Source organism: Streptomyces cyslabdanicus (genome assembly GCF_052663305.1).
On sequence record NZ_JBQRUW010000043.1, the window covers coordinates 1 to 24,192 of the forward strand.

Genomic DNA, 24,192 nt, shown 5'->3' on the forward strand with positions numbered 1-24,192 from the left:
CGTCCGCCGCTTGGATCGGGTGATCATCCGGTTCGCGGGTGACTCGGGTGACGGTATGCAGCTCACCGGTGACCGCTTCACCTCGGAGACGGCGTCGTTCGGGAACGACCTGTCCACGCTGCCGAACTTCCCGGCTGAGATCCGGGCCCCCGCGGGCACCCTGCCGGGTGTGTCGTCCTTCCAGCTGCATTTCGCGGACCACGACATCCTCACTCCGGGGGACGCGCCGAACGTGCTGGTGGCGATGAACCCGGCGGCGCTGAAGGCGAACGTCGGAGACCTGCCGCGTGGTGCGGAGATCATCGTCAACACCGACGAGTTCACCAAGCGCGCGATGCAGAAGGTCGGCTACGCCGCCTCCCCGCTGGAGGACGGCTCGCTGGACGGCTACCACCTGCATCCGGTGCCGCTGACCACGTTGACGGTCGAGGCCCTCAAGGAATTCGACCTGTCCCGCAAGGAGGCCGAGCGCAGCAAGAACATGTTCGCGCTGGGCCTGCTGAGCTGGATGTACCACCGGCCGACGGAGGGCACGGAGAAGTTCCTGCGGACGAAGTTCGCCCGGAAGCCGGACATCGCGGCGGCGAACGTGGCGGCGTTCCGCGCGGGCTGGAACTTCGGTGAGACGACGGAGGACTTCGCGGTCTCCTACGAGGTGGCCCCGGCCGCCAAGGCCTTCCCCGTCGGCACGTACCGCAACATCTCCGGGAACCTGGCCCTGGCCTACGGTCTGGTGGCGGCGTCCCGCCAGGCGGACCTGCCGCTGTTCTTGGGCTCGTACCCGATCACCCCGGCCTCGGACATCCTGCACGAGCTGTCCAAGCACAAGAACTTCGGTGTGCGGACCTTCCAGGCCGAGGACGAGATCGCCGGCATCGGCGCCGCACTCGGGGCCGCCTTCGGCGGGTCCCTCGCCGTCACCACCACCTCCGGCCCCGGCGTGGCCCTGAAGTCGGAGACGATCGGTCTCGCGGTGTCGCTGGAGCTGCCGCTGGTGGTGGTGGACATCCAGCGCGGCGGCCCGTCCACCGGCCTGCCGACCAAGACCGAGCAGGCCGACCTGTTGCAGGCGATGTACGGCCGCAACGGCGAGGCACCGGTCCCGGTCGTCGCCCCCTGCACCCCGGCGGACTGCTTCGACGCCGCCCTGGAGGCGGCCCGGATCGCGCTGACGTACCGCACCCCGGTGTTCCTGCTCTCCGACGGCTACCTCGCCAACGGCTCCGAACCCTGGCGCATCCCGGACCTGGACGAACTGCCGGAGCTGAGCGTGCAGTTCGCACAGGGCCCCAACCACACGCTGGACGACGGCACCGAGGTGTTCTGGCCGTACAAGCGCGACGCCGAGACCCTGGCCCGCCCGTGGGCGATCCCGGGCACGCCGGGCCTGGAGCACCGGGTCGGCGGCATCGAGAAGCAGGACGGCACCGGCAACATCTCCTACGACCCCGCCAACCACGACTTCATGGTCCGCACCCGGCAGGCCAAGATCGACGGCATCGAGGTCCCCGACATCGAGGTCGACGACCCGGACGGGGCACGCACCCTCGTCCTGGGCTGGGGCTCGACCTACGGGCCGATCACGGCAGCGGTGCGCCGGCTGCGCGCGGCCGGGGAGTCCATCGCGCAGGCCCACCTGCGCCACCTCAACCCCTTCCCGAAGAACCTCGGCGCCCTCCTGAAGCGTTACGACAAGGTGGTGATCCCCGAGATGAACCTCGGCCAGCTCGCCACTCTGGTGCGGGCGAAGTACCTGGTGGACGCGCACTCGTACAACCAGGTCAACGGCATGCCGTTCAAGGCGGAACAGCTCGCCACGGCTCTCAAGGAGGCCATCGATGGCTGAGACGTCCACGGAAGGCACGGGCACGGCCGAGGCGCTCTCCCTGGTGCCGAAGGCCCAGGCCCGGCAGTCCATGAAGGACTTCAAGTCGGACCAGGAAGTGCGCTGGTGCCCCGGCTGCGGCGACTACGCGATCCTGGCGGCCGTCCAGGGCTTCATGCCCGAGCTGGGGCTGGCCAGGGAGAACATCGTCTTCGTCTCCGGCATCGGCTGCTCCTCCCGCTTCCCGTACTACCTGAACACCTACGGGATGCACTCCATCCACGGCCGCGCCCCCGCCATCGCCACCGGCCTGGCCACCTCGCGGCGCGACCTGAGCGTGTGGGTCGTCACCGGCGACGGCGACGCGCTGTCCATCGGCGGCAACCACCTCATCCACGCCCTGCGCCGCAACGTCAACCTCAAGATCCTGCTGTTCAACAACCGGATCTACGGTCTGACCAAGGGCCAGTACAGCCCCACCTCCGAGATCGGCAAGATCACCAAGTCGACGCCGATGGGCTCCCTCGACGCCCCCTTCAACCCGGTCTCCCTCGCGATCGGCGCCGAGGCGTCCTTCGTCGCGCGCACCATCGACTCCGACCGCAAACACCTCACCGAGGTGCTGCGCCAGGCCGCCGCCCACCCCGGCACGGCGCTGATCGAGATCTACCAGAACTGCAACATCTTCAACGACGGCGCCTTCGAGGCCCTCAAGGACCGGCAGCAGGCCCAGGAGGCCGTGATCCGCCTGGAGCACGGGCAGCCGATCCGCTTCGGCGCGGACCGCGAGCGCGGTGTCGTCCGGGACGCGCGCACCGGTGACCTGTCCGTCGTGGACGTCACCCCGGACAACGAGTCCGAGATCCTCGTCCACGACGCCCACGCGGCCTCCCCCACCACGGCGTTCGCGCTGTCCCGGCTGGCCGACCCCGACACCCTCCACCACACCCCGATCGGCGTCCTCCGGTCCGTCGACCGCCCGGTCTACGACACCGCGATGGCCGACCAACTGGACGAGGCGATCGAGCAGCGGGGCAAGGGCGACCTGGCCGCGCTGCTGGCCGGCGGGGACACCTGGACGGTCGTCGGCTGAGCGGCCCACTCCGTCTCACGAGGCCCGGGTCCGTGCGGCCCGGGCCTCGTCGTCGCGCCCGGGGCTGAGCGGCACCGGGGAAGTACCGGGGAGGACAGCGGGAAAACCGTCACCCGCCCGTCATGACCGTTTGGCCATACGGACATGACAGGCGGGGGCGCGTGGCGCTACCTTCTTTGATGCCCGTCGCACGGCACGCGGCCGGCACGAAGGAGGAACGAGTGAGCGAGAAGCCGAGGGGTGAACGGCGCACAGGACTGCTGAACGGCATCGCCGCCTACGGGATGTGGGGCCTCGTCCCCATGTTCTGGCCGCTGCTCAAACCCTCCGGGGCGATCGAGATCCTCGCCCACCGCATGGTGTGGTCCCTCGCTTTCGTGGCCGTCGCCCTGCTCGTCGTACGCCGCTGGGCCTGGGCCGGTGAGCTGCTGCGCCAGCCGCGCCGGCTGGCCCTCGTCGTGATCGCCGCCGCCGTGATCACCGTCAACTGGGGCGTCTACATCTGGTCCGTCAACAGCGGGCACGTGGTGGAGGCCTCCCTCGGCTACTTCATCAACCCGCTGGTCACCATCGCGATGGGCGTGCTGCTCCTCAAGGAGCGGCTGCGGCCCGTGCAGTGGGCGGCGGTCGGCACCGGCGCCGCCGCCGTCGTCGTGCTCACCGTCGGCTACGGCCGCCCGCCGTGGATCTCCCTCTGCCTCGCCTTCTCCTTCGCCACCTACGGCCTGGTGAAGAAGAAGGTCAACCTCGGCGGCGTCGAGTCGCTGGCCGCCGAGACCGCGGTCCAGTTCCTGCCCGCCCTGGGCTACCTGCTGTGGCTGGGCGCGCACGGCACCTCGACGTTCGCCGCCGAGGGCGCCGGGCACGCCGCCCTGCTCGCCTCCACCGGCATCGTCACCGCGCTGCCGCTGGTCTGCTTCGGCGCGGCCGCGATACGGGTGCCGCTGTCCACCCTGGGCCTGCTGCAGTACATGGCCCCGGTCTTCCAGTTCGGGCTCGGCGTCGCCTACTTCCACGAGTCCATGCCGGCCGAGCGCTGGGCCGGCTTCGCCCTGGTCTGGCTGGCCCTGACCATGCTGACCTGGGACGGACTGCGTACCGCCCGACGGGCGGCACAGCTCAGGGCCCGGCTCGCCGCCGCCCCCAGGACCGCGGCGACGGCGCAGGCCGACCCGGTGGACGCATAGCCGCTGCCGCGGACGTGCCGCGGGCGGCGCGTCCGCGGCACGCTAGGGCCTGTCGGGATGGCCCGCGTCGAGCGTGCGCGGGGTGCGGGCGCGGTGGGCTCGCACCTTCTCCCGGTTGCCGCAGTGCTCCATCGCGCACCAGCGCCGCCGGCCCGGACGTGAGGTGTCGACGAACAGCAGGTAGCAGTCGTGGGCACCGCATTCGCGGACGCGGTCGGCGTGCGGACCGGTGAACAGGTCGATGGCGTCCCGGGCCACCGTCGACAGCAGCCGCGTGCCGGTGGCGCCTGGCGCCCAGATCCGGGTGCCGGCCGGGGTGAGCCGGGAGACGAGGGACGGTTCGGCCGCCGTCTCGTTGACCGTGGCCACGTGGCCCGGCTGGAGCGGACGGCCGTGCGCGCGGTCGGCGGTGAGCAGGAACAGGGCGTCGCGGAAGACGCGGGCGCGCTCCACCTCGTCCTCGCCGACCGTCAGTTCCAGCCCCGGGGCGAGCCTGCTGCGACCGGCCCAGGCGACCAGGTCGGCGGGGCCGTGCAGCATCTCGTAGCGGGCGAAGGCGCCCGGGCCGCCCGTCGTCAGCAACTCCAGGCACAGCGCCCCCGGATCGAAGCGGTAGGGCTTTCCGTCGTGCGAGACGAGCGTCAGACCGGTGGCGGATTTCCGCGTTTCCCTGGCACGCGCACTCATGTAACCACTATAACTGGTTACATGACTCGGACACCCACGGGCTCCGCGCCCGCCCCGCTGCACTGGAAGCTCGTCGTCGACGCCGCCGACCCGCACGCGCAGGCCGACTTCTGGGCCGCCGCGCTGCACTACGAGGTGGAGGACAACAGCGCGTTGGTCGAGCGGCTGCTGGAGCTGGGGGCACTGCCGGGCGCGGCCACCGTCGAGTTCCACGGCCGCCCGGCCTTCCGGGACCTGATCGGCGTACGGCACCCGGACGACCCGTACGACAAGGAGCGCGGCACCGGTCTGGGGAGGCGGCTGCTGTTCCAGCGGGTACCGGAGGCCAGGTCCGGCAAGAACCGGCTCCACCTCGACCTGCACCCCGGTGAGGGCCGGCGCGCGGACGAGGTGGAGCGGCTGAAGGACCTCGGGGCACGGGTGCTGCGGCACGTGCGGGAGCCCGCTGGGGAGTGGACGGTGCTGGAGGACCCGGAGGGCAACGTGTTCTGCGTGGCGTAGGGCGCCGCTCAGCCTGTGGGCGGCGGTGTCGCGGTGCGGGCCCGCTGGGCCAGGCGGTCCATGCGGGCGCGGGCGGACTCCAGTTGTTCGATGTCGTCGGCGGCCGGGCCGTCCTCGGCGGCGAGTTCGGCCCACAGGTCGATCAGGTCGCGGCCGAGCCGCAGGCCCTGCTCGGGGTCGCGGACCGCGCGCCAGGCGGCCGAGGCGCTCTGCACGTCGCCGTAGGCGGCATCCGTGTCCCGGGCCCGGTGGCGGATGCGGGCGAGGGCGAGGGAGATGCCGAAGGAACGGAGCGGATCGCCCGCCAGGTAGGCGATGTAGGCGGTGAGTTCGCGCACCCGCAGCACCTCGGGATGCTCCGGGCCGAGCGTGCCGGACGCGTCCGCGACGGTGCGTTCGGCCAGGGTCGCCGCCTCCTCGATCCGGCCCTCCTTCACGGCCTCGTTGACGCGCGCCAGGGGTTCGGCGAGCAGGACGACGCCCGCTTCCCCGGCCGCGGTCCTGGGATCCTCCCCGAGCACCGCCTCAGCCACCGCGTCGAACCCCCGGGCGGGGGTGGGCTTGGGATCGGGTTCGAGCGGCTCGGGTGCAGCGCGGTCAGGTACAGCCCGGTCGGGCACAGCTCGGTCAGGTGCGGCTCGGTTGGGCACGAGCGGATCAGGTGCGGCCCGGTCGGGTACGGCCTGGTCGGGCACGGCTCGGTCGGGGTCCGTGCCCGGGTGCGGGTGCGCATGCCGGGGTGGGTGGGAGGTCGCGGCTGCCCCGGGGACGGCGGGCGCACAGGCCTGGCAGCCGGACGCCGGGTCCTGATCGGCGGGCGCGAGGTCCCGGTCGGCAGACACGGGGATCTGATCGGCGGGCGTCAGAGTCCGGTCGAGGGGCGCGGGGATCTGATCGGCGGGCGTCAGAGTCCGGTCGAGGGGCGCGGGGATCTGATCGGCGGGCGTCAGAGTCCGGTCGAGGGGCGCGGGGATCTGATCGGCGGGCGCGAGAGTCCGGTCGATGGGCGCGGGCGGTTGCGGGTTCGGGTCGGCCGGGCTTGCGTCCATCGCCGGGGGCGGGCCGAACACCCCTGTGGGGGCGACGGCCGTGCCGAAGGGCGTGTCGCTCGGCGGTTCCGGCAACGCCGGCGAGGCGAACGCCGGTGCCACCCCGGTGGACGGCGCCTGCGGCTCGGGAGCCGCCCGCAACGGGAAGGTGGGCGCGTTCCCGGCATGCGGGGTCCTGCCGGCCTCCCGGGGCTCGCGAGGCGGTTCCGGGAGCTGCTTCAGGACGTGCGTCACCCTGTCGTCCTCCGGCCGCGCGGCCGGGCCCGGTCCGGGTACGCCGGCCGGCGGGTCCGGCGGTGCCGTGCGCAGGGGCTCCGCCGCGAACGCGCTGGAGCCGTCGGTGCGGACCTGGAGGGGGACGACGTAGCCGATGCGCTCGTCGGTGACCGTGGCGAGGACGGGGTGGCCGCAGGTGAGGGCGATGCGGTGGAGGTGGTTCAGGACGGCCTGCTGGACCTCCTCACCGGGAGCCGGCTGGACCGGTACGCCGCCGACCGAGGCCCCGGCGCCGTCCGCCGGCACATGGACGGCGACCGGCGTCGCCACGGGTGCTGCCGACTGCGCGGCGCGCTCGTGTTCCCGCTTCTTCCCGCGGCTCAGTCGAGACATCGGCTCCCTCACTCGGATGAGTGTGCCATCCGGTCGTTCGCGTCCATTCGAGTCTCTCCGCCCGCCTGCCCTGCCCGCGTCACCACGACGTCACAGCCTCGCACCAGGAACCGTGCTCCTGTGACGCGGGTAACGTTTCGCGGGCGAGGATCGCCGGGATGGCGCGGAAGGGGGACGGAAATGCGAACAAACGCACGACAGGGGCCGGAGATCTGGGTCCGCGGACCGGTGCCCGACACCCGCGCCGAGCCCGGCGGGTGGGAGGACGGGCCCGAACGGCCCGCAGGCCGGTCCGTCACGCCCCGCCGGTTCTCCTGGCTGGCCACCCACGGCGGCGCGGGCACGACCACGCTCGCGGTCGTCTACGGGGGTCACGACTGCGGACGCGCCTGGCCGGAGCCCGGCGCCCCCACGTCGGTCCTGCTGGTCGCCAGGACCCACGCGGCCGGGCTGGACGCCGTCACCCGGGCCCTGGAGGTGTTCCGCGGGGGCGAGGCGCCCGCCGGGCTCGACCTGGACGCCGTGGTGCTCGTCGCGGACGCGCCGGGACGGCTGCCGCGGCGGCTCGCCCAGCGGGTGAAGCCGATCGAGGCCGTGATCGACGTCTACCGCGTCCCGTGGATGGAGGCCTGGCGGGTGGGCGACCTGAGCGGGGCGCCGCCACGGGAGAGCGAACCACTGGCCCGTCTCACCGGGGCGGGGAGGACCCGCGCGGAAAACCCCTGACCCCTGGCGCGGGCGGCCCCTAGGCCGTGATGTCCTTCGCCGTGAACCGCGCCCACGCCGCCGACCCGAACACCGCCGCGTACAGGGCCTGCAACTCCAGGTTCTTCAGCAGGCCGTCCCAGTAGACCGGCTCACGCATGAGGTCGGCGAAGGACAGCCAGTAGTGGGGGAAGAGGTACGGCTGGATCGCGTGCAGCTGGGGGATCTGGTCCACGATCTGAACGGTGATCAGCAGGCCCACGGTCGTGGCCATCGCCGCGATCCCGCTGTTGGTGAGCGTCGAGACGAACAGGCCGAGTGCGGCGAGGCCGATCAGGGAAGCGGCGACGACGAGGGCGATCAGCACCGCCCGGCCCAGTCCGTCGGCGAAGCTGATCCGCGTGCCGGAGATGGTCGTCAGATCGCCCAGGGGGAACAGCAACGCGCCCACGAGGAGCGCCGAGACGGCGACCACGAGGGTGGCGACCAGGCAGAAGGCCATCGTCGTGGCGTACTTGGCGAGCAGCAGGCGGGTGCGGCCGGCGGGGGCGACCAGCAGGTAGCGCAGGGTGCCCGCGTTCGCCTCCCCGGCGACGGCGTCACCCGCGATCACGCCCACGGCCATCGGCAGGAAGAACGGCAGGGTGGCGGCCAGTGCGGTGAAGACCAGGAACAGTCCGTTGTTGGTGACCTGCGCGATGAACGCCGGTCCCTCGCCGCCCCCGCCGCCGACGGACGAACCGCCCCGCGTCTCGATCCTGACGGCCACCCCGACCAGGACCGGCACACCGGCCAGCACGCCCAGCAGCGCGACGGTGCGCCAGCGCCGGAAGGTGGTCACCAGCTCGCTGCGCAGCAGTCCGAAGGTCCACAGCGGACCGGGGGCGCGGACGGCCCCGTCCGCGGTCCGCCCCGGCGAGACCTCAGCCCGCGACATCGAAACCCTCCCCCGTGAGTGCCACGAACGCGTCCTCCAGCGAGGCCCGTTCGACCCCGAAGCCGCGGACGCGCACGCCCGCCGTCACCAGTGCGGCGTTCACGTCGGCGAGGTCGCGCTCCGGGGGATCGCCGGTCACCCGGCCCTCGCCCACGACGACGTCGCCGGCGCCCTGCTCCTTCAGCACCCGGGCCGCCTCCCCCGTGTCGGGCGTGGTCACCACCAGCCGGCCGCGCGCTCCCGCGGCCAGCTCCGCCACGGCTCCCTGGGTGATCAGCCGCCCCTGCGCCATGACCGCCGCATGGCTGCACACCTGCTCGATCTCGTCCAGCAGATGGGAGGAGAGGAACACGGTCGTCCCGTCGGACGCCAACTCCCGGACCAGGGAGCGGATCTCCCGCATGCCCTGCGGGTCGAGACCGTTGGTCGGCTCGTCCAGGACGAGCAGTCTGCGCGGCTGGAGCAGCGCGGCGGCCAGGCCCAGGCGCTGTTTCATGCCCAGGGAGTAGGCCTTGGCCTTCTTGCCCTCCGCGGCCGTCAGGCCCACCCGGTCCAGGGCGGCCGCGACCCGGCGGCGCCGGGTGCGGGGGTCGGCGGTCGGGTCGGCGGCGTCGTAGCGCAGCAGGTTGTCCCGGCCGGAGAGGAAGCCGTACAGAGCCGGGCCCTCGATGAGCGCGCCGACCTGTGGGAGCACGGTGCGCGAGGACCGGGGCATGGGGCGCCCCAGCACCCGCGCCGTGCCGGACGTGGGCTCGATGAGTCCCATCAGCATGCGGATGGTGGTGGTCTTGCCCGAGCCGTTCGGGCCGAGGAAGCCGAAGACGCTGCCCGCCGGGACGGTCAGGTCGAGGCCGTCGACGGCGAGCTGTCCGCCGCGGTAGCGCTTGGTGAGCCCCCGCGTGTGGATGACGCCGTCGTCCTCTTCGTCCATCGGCTCCCCCGATCCTCGTGCCCGTCGGTCCTTACTTCCCGGCGTTCGCCGCCTTCACCAGCGTGTCCTTGGTGACGGCGCCGACGTACACCTTGCCGTTGTCCGTGATCAGGGCGTTGACCAGGCGGGTGGAGAAGACCGTGCCCTTGCCGAACGAGCCGCTGACCTGGTCGCCGAGCGAGTCGAGGAACCCGCTCAGGTCGCCCTTGCCGGCGGAGGACGGGACGCCGCCCTTGGTGCCGGTGTCGAACACGGCGATGGAGTTCCAGCCCTTGCCGAGGACCTTCGGACCGTTCTCGGCCAGGCCCTTCTCCTGCGTACCGGGCTCGTGGAACGGGCGGCCCGGGCCGGTCTTCCGCCCGCTGTCCTTTCCGGCGTCCTTCCTGGCGGCCTTGTCCGCGTCCTTCCCCTCGGTGATCTTCGCGCCCTTGGGCGGGGTGAAGTCGAAGGTCGAGGCGGCCGGCTTGGCGAAGCTGATCCGGGTGAAGCCCGCGTCCAGCACGGCGGCGCCGCCGCTCGCCGGGGTGAGCGTGAACTTCAGCGGCAGCCCGGTCTTGGCGTCCACCGCGATGCTGATCACGCCGACCGTGGTGCCGGAGGCGTGCTTCGGCTCGATGACCAGCCTGTAGGCGTCGCGTCCGGCGACCTGCGCGGTGCCGTCGACCTTCACCGAGGTGGTGTCGTCGACCGACTTCAGGGCCTCGTCGGCGAAGTTCTTGGGCGTGGCGGGGGCCTCGTCCCGGTGTTTGCCGGCGCTGTCGCCCGCGGTGCTGTGGAAGACCTCGTTCGACTTGCTGTCGTAGCCCCAGACGTCCTTGCCGTTGTGGATGAGGCTGTACTCGGCGGCGCTCTCGATCAGCGAGACCTTCTGCCGGTCCTCGCCGTCGGACGCGACGCGCAGGGTGTGCGTGCCGGAGGCCAGCTCGGGCAGCTTTGACGCCGGGTCGGCTGACGAACCGTCACCATCCCTGGCCGCGCCGGAGGCCAGGCCGCTTTCCAGGCCGCCGAGGTTCGGCAGGCCGAGGTCCGTGCTGACCTTGACGGTTCCGGACAGGTGCTGGACGTCCGACTGGGCGATCTTCTCTATGAGTTGCTGTGCGCTGATCTTCGGCAGGTCGGGGTCGCCGGACGCGGCGAGTGCCGGGACGAGCCCGATGGTCGCCGCCGCCACCCCCACCACCGTGACCGGGACGACGTAGCGCGCGGCCTTGCGGCGCCCCGCGCGCAGGTCGTCGGCTTCGGATCCGTTCGGTGCCATGTGTGCCCTACCTCCGTCTTCGGCGGCGGCTGTCCTTCTGCACGGGGATGTCACCCTCAGCCGCCATTCTCACCCAGATCGGTGAGGAGTGGTGTGTGGTCCGTGGTGTCCATCTGACCAAATCGGCCGGGTGAAAGCGTCAGACCGCGGAGCCAACTCCGTGTACGCCTGCGGTATGACACGCGAAGGGCGACGCCTCCCCCACCCCGTAGGGGTCAGGGTGGAGAACGCCGCTCGAAGGGGCCGCCCGGCGGGGGTGTCCGGCGGGGGTGTCCGGTGAGGTCGCGGAGCCGGACAGGCGTCAGCCGGCCCGGTGCACCACGGCGTCGCAGAGCTGGAGCAGCGCGGCCTTCGCGTCGCACTCCCGCAGCGGCGCCAGCGCGGCCCGCGCCTCCTCGGCGTAGCGCACGGTGTCCCGGCGGGCCTGTTCCAGCGCCGGGTGCACCCGCAGTGCCGCCAGCGCCTGAGCGTGCCGCGCGTCGTCGGTCAGGTCGGAGTCCAGCAGCTCGCACAGGGCGATGTCCTCGGGCAGCCCCAGCCGGGCCGCGCGCTCGCGCAGCCGCAGCACCGGCAGCGTGGCGATGCCCTCGCGCAGATCGGTGCCGGGCGTCTTGCCCGACTCGTGCGAGTCGGAGGCGATGTCCAGGACGTCGTCCGCCAGCTGGAAGGCGACGCCCAGCCGCTCGCCGTACTGCGTCAGCACGTCCACGACCGTCTCGTCGGCGCCGGACATCATCGCGCCGAACCGGCACGACACCGCCACCAGCGATCCGGTCTTGCCGCCCAGCACGTCCAGGTAGTGGTCGACCGGGTCCCGGCCGTCCTGCGGCCCGGCGGTCTCCAGGATCTGCCCGGTGACCAGCCGCTCGAACGCCACGGCCTGCACCCGCACGGCCTCCGGGCCGAGGTCGGCGAGGATCTGCGAGGCCCGGGCGAACAGGAAGTCGCCGGTCAGGACCGCGACGGAGTTGCCCCAGCGGGTGTTGGCGCTGGCCACCCCGCGACGCACGGCGGCCTCGTCCATCACGTCGTCGTGGTAGAGGGTCGCCAGGTGGGTCAGCTCCACCACCACGGCCGACGGCACGATCCCCGGCGCGTACCGGTCCCCGAACTGGGACGCGAGCATCACGAGCAGCGGCCGGAACCGCTTCCCACCAGCCCTGACGAGGTGCTGGGCGGCCCCCGTGATGAACGGGACCTCGCTCTTGGTGGCTTCGAGCAGCCCTTCCTCGACAGCCGCCAATCCGGCCTGGACATCGGCTTCGAGAGCCTGGTCCCGCACGGTCAGCCCGAATGGCCCGACGACGGTCACGAGGGGTCTCCTGTCTGCTGGTGTCTGCTGGGATTACACGGTTTGTCGATAGGTCGCTGCCCTCACTCAAGTCAGCGTATCCGGTCACGTTTCGATCACCGATATCGCCCACCTATACGGGCCAGGGCACATCACCCGACGTGACCACCGTCACGCACCCGCCCCACAGCTCCCTCCGCGCTCACCCATGCGGTCCGATTTGCCCCTATTGGGGTTTCAATTCTCTTTAGTGGTAATTGCCCGTCAGGCGCCCACCCCGTGAGTTGGGTCACGCCGCCCTCCGTTCACGTCACCCCTCGCACTCCTTCACATTGCCTTTACGCGCAGCCGAGTTGAACCCTGGCAGCCACAAAGGATCAAGCACCACATACACGCCGGACCAAGGTCAAATAGTGCGATGTGTGATTCCGGCACTTGTTCGGGACATCTGGTCTCGCATACGTTCCCGGCCATCGGGCGGAACGCCGAATCCTGCCGCCGCCCGTAACCCCAACGACCGAACGAACCATGGCAGGAGCGGGGGACCCAGGTAAGTCGCCGGGCCGGGCTCGTACGTCCTACGTCGTACGCCGCGCCGGAACGGCTCGGGGTGAAGCCGCGCCTTTCGGGGCGCGGCCGGGCACCTCCCCGCCCGAACCCGACAGCTCACCTCGCAGGCGACGGAGAGGAACACCCCCATGCCTGCAAACGGTCAGCGCCGCTCTACCCGTACCGCCCGCCTCGTTCGCGCCCTCGCCGTCACCGGCACCGGCGCAGCCGTCCTCGCCGTGCCGCTGCTCGGCGCGACGACCGCGTCCGCCGCGACCCCGGTCTCGTCCAACGTGACCACCCTCAAGACGGCCTCGAACCTCGGCTACCCGAACAACCTCGACGGCTGGATCCGGGCCTCCCTCCAGGTCATGGCCGAGAAGGGCATCCCGGGCTCCTACAACGGCATCTACCGCAACATCATCCGCGAGTCCTCCGGCAACCCGCGGGCCATCAACCTCTGGGACTCCAACGCGGCCAAGGGCATCCCGTCCAAGGGCCTGCTCCAGGTCATCGACCCGACCTTCAGGGCCTACCACGTGAACGGCACGTCGTGGGACATCTACGACCCGGTCGCCAACATCACGGCCGCCTGCAACTACGCGGCCAAGCGGTACGGCTCGATGGACAACGTCTACAGCGCCTACTGACAGGTCCGCTGCCGGCCCGCACACCGGCTAGCCAAGCAATCGTTCGAGGACGACGGCGATGCCGTCGTCCTCGTTCGACGTCGTGACCTCGTCGGCCACCGCCTTGAGCTCGGGGTGGGCGTTGGCCATGGCGACCCCCCGGGCGGCCCACCGGAACATCGGGATGTCGTTGGGCATGTCGCCGAAGGCGAGGGCGCGCTCGCGGCCCAGTCCCAGGTGTTCGGCGGCCAGCGCCAGTCCGGTCGCCTTGGTGATGCCGCAGGGCTGGAGTTCGACGGTCCCGGGTCCCGACATGGTGACGGTGGCGAGGGAGCCCACCGCGCCGCGGGCCGCCGCCGCCAGCTCGTCGTCGGACAGCACCGGGTGGCGCAGCAGCACCTTGCTGATGGGCGCGCGCCACAGGTCGTCGCGCCGTTCGACCCGTACGGCGGGCAGCGCCGGGTGCGGCATGAGGTACCCCGGCTCGATGAGCGTGAGCCCCTCGGCCCCGTCCTGGTCGACCGCGGCGTACACCTCCCCCACCTCCGCCTCGATCTTGCCGAGCGCGGTCTCGGCCTGTTCCCGGTCCAGGGTGACCGACCACAGCAGGCGGTCGCTGCCGGCGTCGTAGAGCTGTGCGCCCTGACCGCACACCGCGAGTCCCGTGGTGCCGAGGACGCCGAGCAGTTCCCGCACCCTCGGCGCCGGCCGTCCGGTCACCACGAGGTGCCGGGCACCGGCGGCCGCCGCCCTCGCGAGCGCGGTGAGGGACCGCTCGGAGACGGTGTCGTCGCCGCGCAGCAGCGTTCCGTCCAGGTCGGTGGCGATGAGGTCGAATGCGAGGGCGGCCATGATCAGAGAATACGGATGCCCCGGCCCGCCGACTCGACCGGAGCCGGACCACCGCGGCGGTCACCGCGTTCCCGGCTCCCCTCCCTCCAACTCCCTTACTGATGAGGGTCCTTGAGCGTGACCGGCGAGGTGGCGCTCAACCGTGGGTCGCCGCAGGACGGCCGGCCGGCCGTCGCGCCGCCGCGTCGGTTGGTCCGCCACAGCTGATAGAGGTGCCGGGCGCCCGGCCGCACGAAGCGCGCGAGCATCGTGACGAACGGCAACGGGTCGTCCCCCGCGAACCAGGCCAGCTCCGTGCCGCTCGCCCTCGCCGGCGCGTGCGGCGTCGTGTAGCCGCTGCGGCGGTAGGCGAGGAGGGCGGGCAGGTCGATGTTCTCCACGACATACCGGTGGCCGGCGCGCTGCCCGCCCTCCGGAACGGGGCGGCCGGTCAGGTCCAGGTGCATGGCCCGTACGACGTCCACGCCCGACCCGCTCTCGAAGAGCCGGAACTGCGCGCCCATCCGCGGATTGAAGTCGAGGAGCTTGTACTGCCCGTCGCGCCGGTCGTAACGCAGGTCGAGGTCGACGATGCCGGTGAAGCCGATCTGCTTGATGAACCGTGCGGCGAGGTCGGCGAGTTCCGGGTTGTCGACGACGTACGCGTTCGCCGTCATACCCGCGTGCGGCGGCCAGGAGCGGACCTTGACACCGGTGAACATCGCCAGCGGCGTGGAGTCCCGGTCGAAGTAGGCGTGCACGATCCAGTCCTCGGCCTCCTCCCGCGGCAGGTACTCCTGGAGGATCACGCCGGGCCGCTCGCCCCAGTCGCGCGCCAGGGCCAGCAGGCCTTCGCGGGTGTTGATCCTCGTGGTGCCGTTCACCGCGGGGCTGCTGCGCCGCACGAACGCCTCGCGGTTCTTGGCCACCACCGGGAAGCGGGTCTTCTCGGCGAACGCCACGATGTCGTCGTACGACTGCGGGAAGGCGGCCGCGGGGCTCGGGATGCCGTGCTCCACGCACAGTTCGTGCAGGCCCTGCTTGCTGGCCAGACGGCGCGGCAGGCAGGGGGCGACGGGCGGGAAGAGGAAGGGGCCCCGGAGCGCGTCCTGGTGCTCGGCGATCAGGACAGCGGCCTCCTCGTCGGTGGGCACCAGGACAGTGGGCCGGCCGATGCGGCGGCCGATCCGCAGCAGGCCCTCCACCAGACGGTCCGCGCCCTCGGTGCCCCTGGTCGGCCAGACGAACGCGCGTTTGAGATAACGGGAGGAGGCCGCCGGTGTGTAGGCGTCCTCGGTGATCGCGTACATGGGCACGCCCAGGCGGCCGAGGCTGCGGATCGCGCCCACCCCGCCGTGGTGCAGCGGGTAGTCGCCGAACTTCACGATCAGGCCGGGGACCTCACGGTCGGCCCGGAAAGGCACACTGACGGCATTCCTGGCCACGGGTCCCCCCACGTGTCCCCCCTATGGAGCGGACCCACCCCGTCCGCGTCCTCAGAGGACGCTAAGCCGGAATTACCCCCTCCCACAAGACCAATTCGGGCATTGCAAACTCTTTAGGCCCTGCCCAAGACATGGGACGCCCCCGTAACGTGTGGCCCGATCACATGGAATTCGGGAAAGGAAGGCAGCACCCATGCCCCCCTTCGAGGTCCCCGAGGGCGACCCCTTCGGCCCGCACAACCTTCCCTACGGCGTCTTCTCCCGCGCCGGGTCGACGGAGAGGACCGTGGGCGTCCGGCTCGGCGACCACGTGCTCGACGCGGGGGCGGCGGCGCGGGCGCTCGGTTCTCCCCACGCCGGCCTGCTCGCGCAGCCGAACCTGAACCCGCTGCTGGCCGTGGGCCGCGCCGCGTGGTCCGACGTGCGGCGCGCGCTGACCTCGTGGCTGACGGAGCCGGCCCACCGGGAGACCGTCGCCCCCTTCCTGCACCCGCTGTCCTCGGTGACCCTGCACCTCCCCTTCGAGGTCGCGGACTACGTCGACTTCTACGCCTCGGAGAACCACGCCCGGAACGTGGGCCGGATCTTCCGCCCGGACGCCGAGGACTCGCTGACCCCCAACTGGAAGCACCTGCCGATCGGCTACCACGGCCGCTCCGGCACGGTGGTGGTCTCCGGCACGGACGTGCTGCGCCCGTCGGGCCAGCGGAAGGCCCCCACGGACCCCGCGCCGGTGTTCGGCCCGTCGGTCCGGCTGGACATCGAGGCGGAGGTCGGTTTTGTGGTGGGCGTGCCCTCGCGGCTCGGACAGCCGGTCGCGCTCGGTGACTTCCGCGAGCACGTCTTCGGGCTGTGCCTGCTGAACGACTGGTCGGCGCGCGACATCCAGGCCTGGGAGTACGTCCCGCTCGGGCCGTTCCTCGGCAAGTCCTTCGCCACGTCGGTGTCGGCGTGGATCACTCCGCTGGACGCGCTGGAGGAGGCGCGGGTGGCCCCGCCGCGGCGCACGCACCCGCTGCTGCCCTACCTCGACGACTCCGCGGACGAGCCCGGCGGTTACGACCTGCGGATCTCCGTCGCGATCAACGGCCATGTGGTGTCCGAGCCACCCTTCTCCACCATGTACTGGACGGCCGCGCAGCAACTCGCCCACATGACGGTCAACGGCGCCTCCCTGCGCACGGGCGACCTGTACGGCTCGGGCACGGTGAGCGGATCGTCCGAGCGTGAGCGCGGCTCACTGCTCGAGCTGACCTGGAACGGCCAAGAGCCCCTGGAACTCCCGGACGGCAAGCGGGCGTTCCTGGAGGACGGCGACGTGGTGACACTCTCGGCCTGGGCGCCGGGCGCGGACGGCGCCCGGGTGGGGCTCGGGGAGGTGACGGGGCGGGTCGTGTCGGGCTGAGTCAAGGTCCTGCGGCCCTTGCCTCGCGGGGAAATTGATGGTCTCGGACCCTGACTCCCGGTGTCCGCGGCCGTCATACTGGCGGCAGGCCGTGCGCGCCCCACGCGCCGGCCGGCCGCACAGCACGCTTCACCGCACGACCCCGACACCCGCCCACCTCCGACGAGGATCCGGAGTCCGAGGCATGACCGCCTGCCTGCTCCTGCTGAGCGCCGTCGCACTGACGCTCGCCGTGCCGGTTCCCCGCACGCTGGCCCGGGCGTGGTGGCCCGAACGGGAGCCCGTCGTCGCGCTGTGGGTGTGGCAGTGCCTGGTCGCCACCGTCCTGTTGTGCTGCCTCGCGGGGCTCGTGCTGGGCACCGCGGCCGTCTTCGGCACTGTCCACGACCGGGTCTTCGCCCCCGCGCCGCCGGCCGTGACGGCCGCCTACGACCTGTCGGTGGCGCCCGTCTGGGCCGCCGGCCTCACCCTGCTGCTGGCCGGCGGCGCCGCCTGGACCACCGCGATGCTCGCCCGCGAGTTCGTCGAGGCCCGCCGCCGGCGCGGCCTGACCCGCGCGCATCTGCGCGAACGCGCCCCCGATCTGCCGGCAGGCCTTCCGGCGGCCCGCGGACCGCTGCTGGTGCTGGAGGACGAGTACCCCGACGCCTGGTGGATGCCCGGTCATCCGCCCCAGCTCGTCGTCACCACCGGCGCGCTGCACCGGCTCACCGGTCACCAGCTCGACGCCGTCCTCGCGCACGAGCGCGGCCACGCCCGCGCGCGCCACGACTGGCTGCTGCACCTGTCGACCGCGCTGGCGACCGGCTTCCCGCACGTCCCGCTGTTCGCGCAGTTCTGCGAGCAGACCCACCGCCTGGTCGAGCTGGCCGCCGACGACACGGCCTCCCGCCGCCACGGCCACCTCACCACGGCCCTCGCCCTGATCGAGCTCAACCAGCACCGCGGGGTACTGTCCTGCGCCTCCAGCAACCGCCTGCTGAGCGAGCGGGTGGACCGTCTGCTGAAGCCCCCGCCTCGGCTGGCCCGCAGGCGCCGTGCGCTGGCCGCCGCGGTGGCGGCCCTGGTGCCGCTCCTCCCGCTCCTGATCACGTTCGCCCCGGGCCTGACGGCGCTGGGCTGAGCGGCGGGCCCGCCCGCACCGGGCCCGTGACCGGTGCGGCCCCGCTACATCCAGTCCTCCGGTTCCGGCTCGGGCAGATCCTCCACGGGTTCCGGTTCGTCCGCTCGGCGCATCCCCGTCCCGGCCGCGGAGCCGTCGGACGGCCCGGCCAGCGACTCCAGCACCGCGAGCACGCCTTCCCCGTACGTCGCCAGTTTCTTCTCGCCGACGCCGCCGACCGTGCCGAGCTGTGCCACCGACGTCGGCCAGATCGTGACGATCTCCCGGAGCGTGGCGTCGTGGAAGATGACGTATGCCGGGACGCCCTGCTCGCGGGCCTGTTCGGCGCGCCAGGCGCGCAGGGCCTCGAAGGCGGGGAGCAGTTCCTCGGGCAGCTCGGCCGCCGCCGCCTTCGGCTTGCGGTCGTCCCGGGTGCCCGAAGCCCGCGCGGTGGCGGCCGGCTTCTTCGGCTCCTTGCGCAGCGGCACCTCCCGCTCGCCGCGCAGCACCGCCCCGCTGCCGTCGGTCAGCACCAGCGTGCCGTACTCGCCCTCGACCGCGAGCAGTCCCTGCGCCAGCAACTGCCGTACCGCACCGCGCCATTCGCCCTCGGTGAGCTCGTCGCCGATGCCGAACACGGACAGCTGGTCGTGGTCGAACTGGATCACCTTGCCGGTGCGCTTGCCGAGCAGGATGTCGATGATCTGGCCCGCGCCGAACTTCTGCCCCCGCTCCCGCTTCAGCCGCACCACCGTCGACAGCACCTTCTGGGCCGCGACCGTGCCGTCCCACGTCTCGGGCGGGGTCAGGCAGGTGTCGCAGTTGCCGCAGCCGGCCGGGCCCGGTTCCTGGCCGAAGTAGGCGAGGAGCTGGCCGCGGCGGCACCGGGCCGTCTCGCACAGGGCGAGCATCGCGTCCAGGTGGGACTGGGCGCGGCGGCGGAACGCGTCGTCGCCCTCACCGGACTGGATGAGCTTGCGCTGCTGCACGACGTCGTTCAGGCCGTAGGCCATCCAGGCCGTCGACGGCAGGCCGTCCCGGCCCGCGCGGCCCGTCTCCTGGTAGTAGCCCTCCACCGACTTGGGCAGGTCGAGGTGGGCGACGAACCGGACGTCGGGCTTGTCGATGCCCATGCCGAAGGCGATGGTGGCGACCACGACCAGGCCGTCCTCGCGCAGGAAGCGGGACTGGTGCGCAGCACGGGTGCCCGCGTCCAGGCCGGCGTGGTACGGCACCGCCTCGACGCCGTTGCGGGTGAGGAACTCGGCCGTCTTCTCCACCGAGTTGCGCGACAGGCAGTACACGATGCCCGCGTCGCCCGGGTGCTCCTGGCGCAGGAAGGTCAGCAGCTGCTTCTTGGCGTCGGCCTTGGGCACGATCCGGTACTGGATGTTCGGCCGGTCGAAGCTGGCCACGAAGTGCCGGGCCCGCGGCATGCCCAGCCGCTGGGTGATCTCCTGGTGCGTGGCGTGGGTGGCCGTCGCCGTGAGCGCGACCCGCGGCACGTCCGGCCAGCGCTCGCCCAGCAGGGACAGCGCCAGGTAGTCGGGGCGGAAGTCGTGGCCCCACTGGGACACGCAGTGCGCCTCGTCGATGGCGAAGACGGAGATCTTGCCGCGGGAGAGCAGGTCGAGCGTGGCGTCCAGGCGCAGCCGCTCCGGTGCCAGGTAGAGCAGGTCGAGCTCGCCGGCCAGGAACTCCGCCTCGACCACCCGGCGCTCGTCGAAGTCCTGCGTGGAGTTCACGAACCCGGCGCGCACGCCCAGCGCCCGCAGCGCGTCCACCTGGTCCTGCATCAGCGCGATGAGCGGCGACACCACGATGCCCGTACCCGGTCTGACCAGGGACGGAAGTTGGTAGCACAGCGACTTTCCGCCACCGGTGGGCATGAGCACGACGGCGTCGCCGCCCTCCACCACATGCTCGACGACCGCTTCCTGCTCACCCCGGAAGTCCTCGTACCCGAAGACCCGGCGCAACGTCGCGAGCGCCTCGCTCTCCGTCACTGCCATGCCGGTGACACCACCCGTCGCGCCCATCGCCTCGTCCCCCACACCTCGCTCCACAACCACTGCCTCCACGATAGGGGTCCGCACGGACAGCCCCGGACTTGTCCACAGGCCGGCCCCATGGCCCCGGTCAACGACACGACCGTCGTTCACACGTACGCGGGAACCCCGCCCGTCCCCGGCCGGCGATGTGAACGCACGGGCGAGACTGCCTCCCGTGGAAGCCCCGACGAACACCGCGCCGAAGGCCGCCGTGCCCGCCTGGCCGGTCCCCCCTGAGGGCGGATGGACCGCTGATGACCTGGACTGCCTCCCGAACCTGCCGGCACACACCCAGCTGATCGACGCGACTCTGGTCTTTCCGTGCCCGCACTCGGTCTTTCACGAGCGCGCGATGAGCTTCTTCGGCCGGCAGCTCGGCAGCGCCGCGCCACCCGATCTCGAGGCGCTCTGCAGGTTCACCGTCGACATCGACCGGCAGAACAGACCCGAACCGGACGTGGTCGTTGTACGAAGGGACGCCCTGGGCAGCCACGACCGGACCCGAGTCCCCGCGACAGCTGTCGTACTGACCGTCGAGGTCGTCGGACCGGACTCCGTCTCCCGGGACCGCGAGACCAAGCCGCTGAAGTACGCGCGGGCGAAAATCCCCCACTACTGGCGGGTCGAGAACGAGAACGACCGCGCCGCGGTGCATGCCTTCGAGCTGGAACCCACGACCGGCGCCTACACCGGCGTCGGCATCTTCAGGGAGCGGATGAAGGTGGACGCGCCGTTCTCCGTGAACCTGGACCTCACCGGGATCAGGGCGCGCCACGGCAAGGGCAGGTAGGTCCGGACACGGCGGAACGCGGTGGCCCGGTCCCCCCAGGGGGCCGGGCCACCGCGTTCCGGTGGTGGCTCAGCGCACGAACACTCCCGCCTGGTTCGCCAGGTCCAGGAAGTACTGCGGGGCCACGCCGAGGACCACCGTGACCGCCACACCCACGCCGATCGCGGTCATCGTGAGCGGGGACGGGACCGCCACCGTCGGGCCCTCCGGGTGCGGCTCGCTGAAGAACATCAGCACGATGACGCGGATGTAGAAGAAGGCCGCGATCGCCGACGAGATCACACCGATCACGACCAGCGGCACCGCGCCGCCCTCGGCCGCCGCCTTGAACACCGCGAACTTCCCGGCGAAGCCGGAGGTCAGCGGAATGCCCGCGAAGGCCAGCAGGAACACCGCGAACACGGCCGCCACCAGCGGGGAACGCCGGCCGAGCCCCGCCCACTTGGACAGGTGCGTCGCCTCGCCGCCCGCGTCGCGCACCAGCGTGACCACGGCGAACGCGCCGATGGTCACGAAGGAGTACGCGGCCAGGTAGAACAGGACGGACGAGACGCCGTCCTTCGAGGTCGCGATGACACCGGCGAGGATGAAGCCCGCGTGGGCGATCGACGAGTACGCGAGCAGCCGCTTGATGTCGGTCTGGGTGATGGCGACGATCGCGCCGCCCAGCATGGTGACGATCGCGACGCCCCACATGACCGGCCGCCAGTCCCAGCGCATCCCCGGCAGGACGACGTACAGCAGCCGCAGCAGCGCGCCGAAGGCCGCCACCTTGGTCGCCGCCGCCATGAACCCGGTGACCGGGGTCGGGGCGCCCTGGTAGACGTCCGGCGTCCACATGTGGAACGGAACCGCGCCCACCTTGAACAGCAGACCCATCACGATCATCGCGGCGCCGATGAGCAGCAGCGCGTCGTTGCCCATGGTGCCCGCGAGCGCCGGGTCCATGGTCGCCACCTTGCCGTCGACGACCTGCGCGATCGTGGCGTACGACACCGAGCCCGCGTACCCGTACAGCAGCGCGATGCCGAACAGGGTGAACGCGGAGGCGAAGGCGCCCAGCAGGAAGTACTTGACCGCGGACTCCTGCGACATGAGCCGCTTGCGGCGGGCCAGCGCGCACAGGAGGTACAGCGGCAGGGAGAAGACCTCCAGGGCCACGAACAGGGTCAGCAGGTCGTTGGCCGAGGGGAACACCAGCATGCCGGCGACCGCGAACAGCAGGAGCGGGAAGACCTCGGTGGTGGTGAAACCGGCCTTGACCGCGGCCTTCTCGCTCTCGCTGCCGGGTACGGCCGCCGCCTGGGCGGCGAAGGAGTCGACGCGGTTGCCGTGCGCCGCCGGATCCAGTCGCCGTTCGGCGAAGGTGAACAGGGCGACCAGGCTCGCCAGCAGGATCGTGCCCTGGAGGAAGAGCGAGGGTCCGTCGACGGAGATGGCCCCCATGGCCGCGATGTGCGCCTTCGTGGTGCCGTATCCGTCCGCCGCGAGCGCGACGACCGCGGCGAACGCGGCGGCGAGCGCGACGACGGACACGAACACCTGCGCGTAGTAGCGCGACCTGCGCGGGACGAACGCCTCGATGAGCATTCCGACGATCGCCGCGCCCACGACGATCAGGGTGGGCGACAACTGCCCGTATTCGATCTTCGGCGCCCCGATCTTCGAGATCGGGTCGGCCGCGGTTGTCCACAGGCTGTGGACGGCTGCTCCGCTCACTTGGCCGCCTCCACTGCGGGCTTCGGGTCGGTCTTGTGTACGTCGGACATGGTCTGCTTGACCGCCGGGTTGACGATGTCCGTGACAGGCTTCGGATAGACGCCCAGGAAGATCAGCAGCACCACCAGCGGGGCCACGACCACCAGTTCCCGCACCCGCAGGTCCGGCATCGCCGAGACCTCCGGCTTGACGGGGCCGGTCATCGTCCGCTGGTACAGGACGAGCGTGTACAGCGCGGCGAGCACGATGCCGAAGGTGGCGACGATGCCGATCGCCGGGTGGCGCGTGAACGTGCCGACCAGGACCAGGAACTCACTGACGAAGGGCGCGAGCCCCGGCAGGGACAGGGTGGCGAGGCCGCCGATCAGGAACGTGCCGGCGAGCACCGGAGCGACCTTCTGCACACCGCCGTAGTCGGAGATGAGCCGCGAGCCGCGCCGGGAGATCAGGAAGCCGGCGATCAGCATGAGCACGGCCGTCGAAAGGCCGTGGTTGACCATGTAGAGCGTCGCCCCGGACTGGCCCTGGCTGGTCATCGCGAAGATGCCCATGATGATGAAGCCGAAGTGCGAGATCGACGCGTACGCGATCAGGCGCTTGATGTCCCGCTGGCCCACCGCGAGCAGCGCCCCGTAGATGATGCTGATCACGGCGAGGACGAGGATGGTCGGCGTCGCCCACTTGCTCGCCTCCGGGAACAGCTGGAGGCAGAAGCGGAGCATCGCGAAGGTGCCCACCTTGTCGACGACCGCGGTGATGAGGACGGCGACCGGCGCGGTCGACTCCTGCATCGCGTTGGGCAGCCAGGTGTGCAGCGGCCACAGTGGCGCCTTCACCGCGAAGGCGAAGAAGAAGCCGAGGAACAGCCAGCGTTCGACGTCGGTCGCCATGTGCAGCGAGCCGCTCGCGCGGGCCTGCGCGATCTCGGTGAGCGAGAAGCTCCCGGTGACCACGTACAGCCCGATCACCGCGGCCAGCATGATCAGACCGCCGGTCAGGTTGTAGAGGAGGAACTTCACCGCCGCGTACGACCGCTGGGTCGACGCCGTCTCCTCACCCCGCGCCCCGGTGGCGGCAGAACGGTACGAGCCGTGGGCACGGTCCCCGAAGCCGCCGATGAGGAAGTACATCGGGATCAGCATGGCTTCGAAGAAGATGTAGAAGAGGAAGACGTCGGTGGCCTCGAACGAGATGATCACCATCGCCTCGACGGCGAGCATCAGAGCGAAGTAGCCCTGAGTGGGCCGCCACCGCTTGCTGCCTGTCTCCTGCGGGTCGGCGTCGTGCCAGCCCGCCAGGATCACGAACGGGATGAGCAGGGCGGTCAGCCCGATCAGCGCCACCCCGATGCCGTCCACGCCCAGTTCGTACCGGACGCCGAAGGACGCGATCCAGGCGTGGGACTCGGTGAGCTGGTAACGGGCGCCGCCCGGGTCGAAGCGGATCAGGACGGTGACGGCCAGCGCGAGCGTGGCCAGCGAGGCGACCAGCGCGAGCCACTTCGCGGCGGTGCGCCGGGCGGCCGGCACGGCCGCCGTGGCGACGGCCCCGAGGGCCGGGAGCACCGCCGTCGCTGTCAGCAGAGGAAAGGACATCGG

Annotated in this window: 20 protein-coding genes and 1 riboswitch; of the genes, 9 read left to right on the forward strand and 11 right to left on the reverse strand. The window is 71.7% G+C overall.

The features are described 5' to 3' along the window. The 3 genes from ACTYVM_RS25510 to rarD all read left to right on the forward strand — a co-directional run. Nucleotides 1-1,846, forward strand: a 1,846-nt coding sequence (locus ACTYVM_RS25510; RefSeq protein WP_445528201.1) for a 2-oxoacid:acceptor oxidoreductase subunit alpha, incomplete at its 5' end; no start/stop codon positions are given. Next, nucleotides 1,839-2,918: a 2-oxoacid:ferredoxin oxidoreductase subunit beta gene (locus ACTYVM_RS25515; RefSeq protein ID WP_445528202.1), complete on the forward strand. Its 1,080-nt coding sequence runs from the start codon at nucleotides 1,839-1,841 to the stop codon at nucleotides 2,916-2,918. The genes ACTYVM_RS25510 and ACTYVM_RS25515, both read left to right, overlap by 8 nt. Nucleotides 2,919-3,097: 179 nt before the next feature. After that, entirely contained in the window at nucleotides 3,098-4,105 is a 1,008-nt protein-coding gene (rarD, locus tag ACTYVM_RS25520) for an EamA family transporter RarD (RefSeq protein ID WP_445528203.1), read from the forward strand. Between the two features lie 42 nt (nucleotides 4,106-4,147). Here the strand turns inward: rarD and ACTYVM_RS25525 are convergent, their stop codons facing one another. Further along, the gene (locus ACTYVM_RS25525; RefSeq protein WP_445528204.1) at nucleotides 4,148-4,792 is read right to left on the reverse strand and encodes a CGNR zinc finger domain-containing protein; all 645 of its coding nucleotides are present in this window, start codon (nucleotides 4,790-4,792) and stop codon (nucleotides 4,148-4,150) included. Nucleotides 4,793-4,813: 21 nt separating this feature from the next. On the opposite strand from ACTYVM_RS25525, the gene ACTYVM_RS25530 reads away from it, so the two are divergent. Next, complete coding sequence (locus ACTYVM_RS25530) at nucleotides 4,814-5,293, forward strand: VOC family protein (protein WP_445528205.1); 480 nt, start codon at nucleotides 4,814-4,816, stop codon at nucleotides 5,291-5,293. Between the two features lie 8 nt (nucleotides 5,294-5,301). Here ACTYVM_RS25530 and ACTYVM_RS25535 read toward each other — a convergent pair whose 3' ends face one another. Then, on the reverse strand, nucleotides 5,302-6,951 hold the full coding sequence (locus ACTYVM_RS25535) for a tetratricopeptide repeat protein (protein WP_445528206.1): 1,650 nt from the start codon (nucleotides 6,949-6,951) through the stop codon (nucleotides 5,302-5,304). Between the two features lie 180 nt (nucleotides 6,952-7,131). Here ACTYVM_RS25535 and ACTYVM_RS25540 point away from each other — a divergent pair, with 180 nt between their 5' ends. Further along, on the forward strand, nucleotides 7,132-7,677 hold the full coding sequence (locus tag ACTYVM_RS25540; RefSeq protein ID WP_445528207.1) for a DUF6668 family protein: 546 nt from the start codon (nucleotides 7,132-7,134) through the stop codon (nucleotides 7,675-7,677). A 19-nt stretch (nucleotides 7,678-7,696) separates the two neighbouring features. On the opposite strand, the gene ACTYVM_RS25545 is transcribed toward ACTYVM_RS25540, so the two are convergent. From ACTYVM_RS25545 to ACTYVM_RS25560, 4 genes are all read right to left on the reverse strand, one after another. Continuing rightward, nucleotides 7,697-8,593: an ABC transporter permease gene (locus ACTYVM_RS25545; RefSeq protein ID WP_445528208.1), complete on the reverse strand. Its 897-nt coding sequence runs from the start codon at nucleotides 8,591-8,593 to the stop codon at nucleotides 7,697-7,699. Next, entirely contained in the window at nucleotides 8,580-9,524 is a 945-nt protein-coding gene (locus tag ACTYVM_RS25550) for an ABC transporter ATP-binding protein (RefSeq protein WP_445528209.1), read from the reverse strand. The genes ACTYVM_RS25545 and ACTYVM_RS25550 overlap by 14 nt, the downstream gene beginning before the upstream one ends. A 31-nt stretch (nucleotides 9,525-9,555) precedes the next feature. After that, nucleotides 9,556-10,782 carry a LolA family protein gene (locus ACTYVM_RS25555; protein WP_445528210.1) on the reverse strand — a complete coding sequence of 409 codons (1,227 nt, stop codon included), beginning with the start codon at nucleotides 10,780-10,782 and terminating at the stop codon, nucleotides 9,556-9,558. 301 nt (nucleotides 10,783-11,083) lie between these two features. Beyond that, the gene (locus ACTYVM_RS25560) at nucleotides 11,084-12,094 is read right to left on the reverse strand and encodes a polyprenyl synthetase family protein (protein WP_445528211.1); all 1,011 of its coding nucleotides are present in this window, start codon (nucleotides 12,092-12,094) and stop codon (nucleotides 11,084-11,086) included. A gap of 484 nt (nucleotides 12,095-12,578) precedes the next feature. Further along, nucleotides 12,579-12,766: riboswitch (cyclic di-AMP (ydaO/yuaA leader) on the forward strand. A 5-nt stretch (nucleotides 12,767-12,771) separates the two neighbouring features. Between ACTYVM_RS25560 and ACTYVM_RS25565 the strand changes: the two genes are divergently transcribed. Then, nucleotides 12,772-13,272 (forward strand): transglycosylase SLT domain-containing protein, encoded by a 501-nt coding sequence (locus ACTYVM_RS25565; protein ID WP_445528212.1) that lies wholly within the window; start codon nucleotides 12,772-12,774, stop codon nucleotides 13,270-13,272. A gap of 27 nt (nucleotides 13,273-13,299) precedes the next feature. Here the strand turns inward: ACTYVM_RS25565 and ACTYVM_RS25570 are convergent, their stop codons facing one another. Both ACTYVM_RS25570 and ACTYVM_RS25575 read right to left on the reverse strand, forming a co-directional pair. Further along, complete coding sequence (locus ACTYVM_RS25570; protein WP_445528213.1) at nucleotides 13,300-14,103, reverse strand: HAD family hydrolase; 804 nt, start codon at nucleotides 14,101-14,103, stop codon at nucleotides 13,300-13,302. A 95-nt stretch (nucleotides 14,104-14,198) separates the two neighbouring features. Further along, entirely contained in the window at nucleotides 14,199-15,506 is a 1,308-nt protein-coding gene (locus tag ACTYVM_RS25575; RefSeq protein ID WP_445528214.1) for a carboxylate--amine ligase, read from the reverse strand. Nucleotides 15,507-15,720: 214 nt separating this feature from the next. Between ACTYVM_RS25575 and fahA the strand changes: the two genes are divergently transcribed. Together fahA and ACTYVM_RS25585 are read left to right on the forward strand one after the other, a co-directional pair. Next, nucleotides 15,721-16,932: a fumarylacetoacetase gene (gene fahA / locus ACTYVM_RS25580; protein ID WP_445528215.1), complete on the forward strand. Its 1,212-nt coding sequence runs from the start codon at nucleotides 15,721-15,723 to the stop codon at nucleotides 16,930-16,932. A gap of 184 nt (nucleotides 16,933-17,116) precedes the next feature. Then, a complete protein-coding gene (locus tag ACTYVM_RS25585; RefSeq protein ID WP_445528216.1) occupies nucleotides 17,117-18,055 on the forward strand; it encodes a M56 family metallopeptidase in 939 nt (312 codons plus the stop codon). A 44-nt stretch (nucleotides 18,056-18,099) separates the two neighbouring features. Here ACTYVM_RS25585 and recQ read toward each other — a convergent pair whose 3' ends face one another. After that, nucleotides 18,100-20,073, reverse strand: coding sequence for a DNA helicase RecQ (gene recQ / locus ACTYVM_RS25590; RefSeq protein WP_445528318.1), 1,974 nt, complete (start codon nucleotides 20,071-20,073; stop codon nucleotides 18,100-18,102). A gap of 187 nt (nucleotides 20,074-20,260) precedes the next feature. Between recQ and ACTYVM_RS25595 the strand changes: the two genes are divergently transcribed. Further along, nucleotides 20,261-20,875 (forward strand): Uma2 family endonuclease, encoded by a 615-nt coding sequence (locus tag ACTYVM_RS25595; protein WP_445528217.1) that lies wholly within the window; start codon nucleotides 20,261-20,263, stop codon nucleotides 20,873-20,875. Nucleotides 20,876-20,944: 69 nt separating this feature from the next. Here ACTYVM_RS25595 and nuoN read toward each other — a convergent pair whose 3' ends face one another. Both nuoN and ACTYVM_RS25605 read right to left on the reverse strand, forming a co-directional pair. After that, nucleotides 20,945-22,594, reverse strand: a complete 1,650-nt coding sequence (gene nuoN, locus ACTYVM_RS25600) for an NADH-quinone oxidoreductase subunit NuoN (RefSeq protein ID WP_445528218.1) — start codon at nucleotides 22,592-22,594, stop codon at nucleotides 20,945-20,947. Continuing rightward, nucleotides 22,591-24,189 carry an NADH-quinone oxidoreductase subunit M gene (locus tag ACTYVM_RS25605; RefSeq protein WP_400033078.1) on the reverse strand — a complete coding sequence of 533 codons (1,599 nt, stop codon included), beginning with the start codon at nucleotides 24,187-24,189 and terminating at the stop codon, nucleotides 22,591-22,593. Before ACTYVM_RS25605 ends, nuoN begins: the two co-directional genes overlap by 4 nt. Nucleotides 24,190-24,192 lie beyond the last annotated feature (3 nt).

Excerpts from the sequence above, each read along its gene's own strand:
- ACTYVM_RS25515 (WP_445528202.1), top strand. The coding sequence starts at position 1,839 with ATGGCTGAGACGTCCACGGAAGGCACGGGCACGGCCGAGGCGCTCTCC.
- rarD (WP_445528203.1), top strand. The coding sequence starts at position 3,098 with ATGCCCGTCGCACGGCACGCGGCCGGCACGAAGGAGGAACGAGTGAGC.
- ACTYVM_RS25525 (WP_445528204.1), bottom strand. The coding sequence starts at position 4,792 with ATGAGTGCGCGTGCCAGGGAAACGCGGAAATCCGCCACCGGTCTGACG.
- ACTYVM_RS25530 (WP_445528205.1), top strand. The coding sequence starts at position 4,814 with ATGACTCGGACACCCACGGGCTCCGCGCCCGCCCCGCTGCACTGGAAG.
- ACTYVM_RS25535 (WP_445528206.1), bottom strand. The coding sequence starts at position 6,951 with ATGTCTCGACTGAGCCGCGGGAAGAAGCGGGAACACGAGCGCGCCGCG.
- ACTYVM_RS25540 (WP_445528207.1), top strand. The coding sequence starts at position 7,132 with ATGCGAACAAACGCACGACAGGGGCCGGAGATCTGGGTCCGCGGACCG.
- ACTYVM_RS25545 (WP_445528208.1), bottom strand. The coding sequence starts at position 8,593 with ATGTCGCGGGCTGAGGTCTCGCCGGGGCGGACCGCGGACGGGGCCGTC.
- ACTYVM_RS25550 (WP_445528209.1), bottom strand. The coding sequence starts at position 9,524 with ATGGACGAAGAGGACGACGGCGTCATCCACACGCGGGGGCTCACCAAG.
- ACTYVM_RS25555 (WP_445528210.1), bottom strand. The coding sequence starts at position 10,782 with ATGGCACCGAACGGATCCGAAGCCGACGACCTGCGCGCGGGGCGCCGC.
- ACTYVM_RS25565 (WP_445528212.1), top strand. The coding sequence starts at position 12,772 with ATGCCTGCAAACGGTCAGCGCCGCTCTACCCGTACCGCCCGCCTCGTT.
- ACTYVM_RS25570 (WP_445528213.1), bottom strand. The coding sequence starts at position 14,103 with ATGGCCGCCCTCGCATTCGACCTCATCGCCACCGACCTGGACGGAACG.
- fahA (WP_445528215.1), top strand. The coding sequence starts at position 15,721 with ATGCCCCCCTTCGAGGTCCCCGAGGGCGACCCCTTCGGCCCGCACAAC.
- ACTYVM_RS25585 (WP_445528216.1), top strand. The coding sequence starts at position 17,117 with ATGACCGCCTGCCTGCTCCTGCTGAGCGCCGTCGCACTGACGCTCGCC.
- recQ (WP_445528318.1), bottom strand. The coding sequence starts at position 20,073 with ATGGGCGCGACGGGTGGTGTCACCGGCATGGCAGTGACGGAGAGCGAG.
- ACTYVM_RS25605 (WP_400033078.1), bottom strand. The coding sequence starts at position 24,189 with ATGTCCTTTCCTCTGCTGACAGCGACGGCGGTGCTCCCGGCCCTCGGG.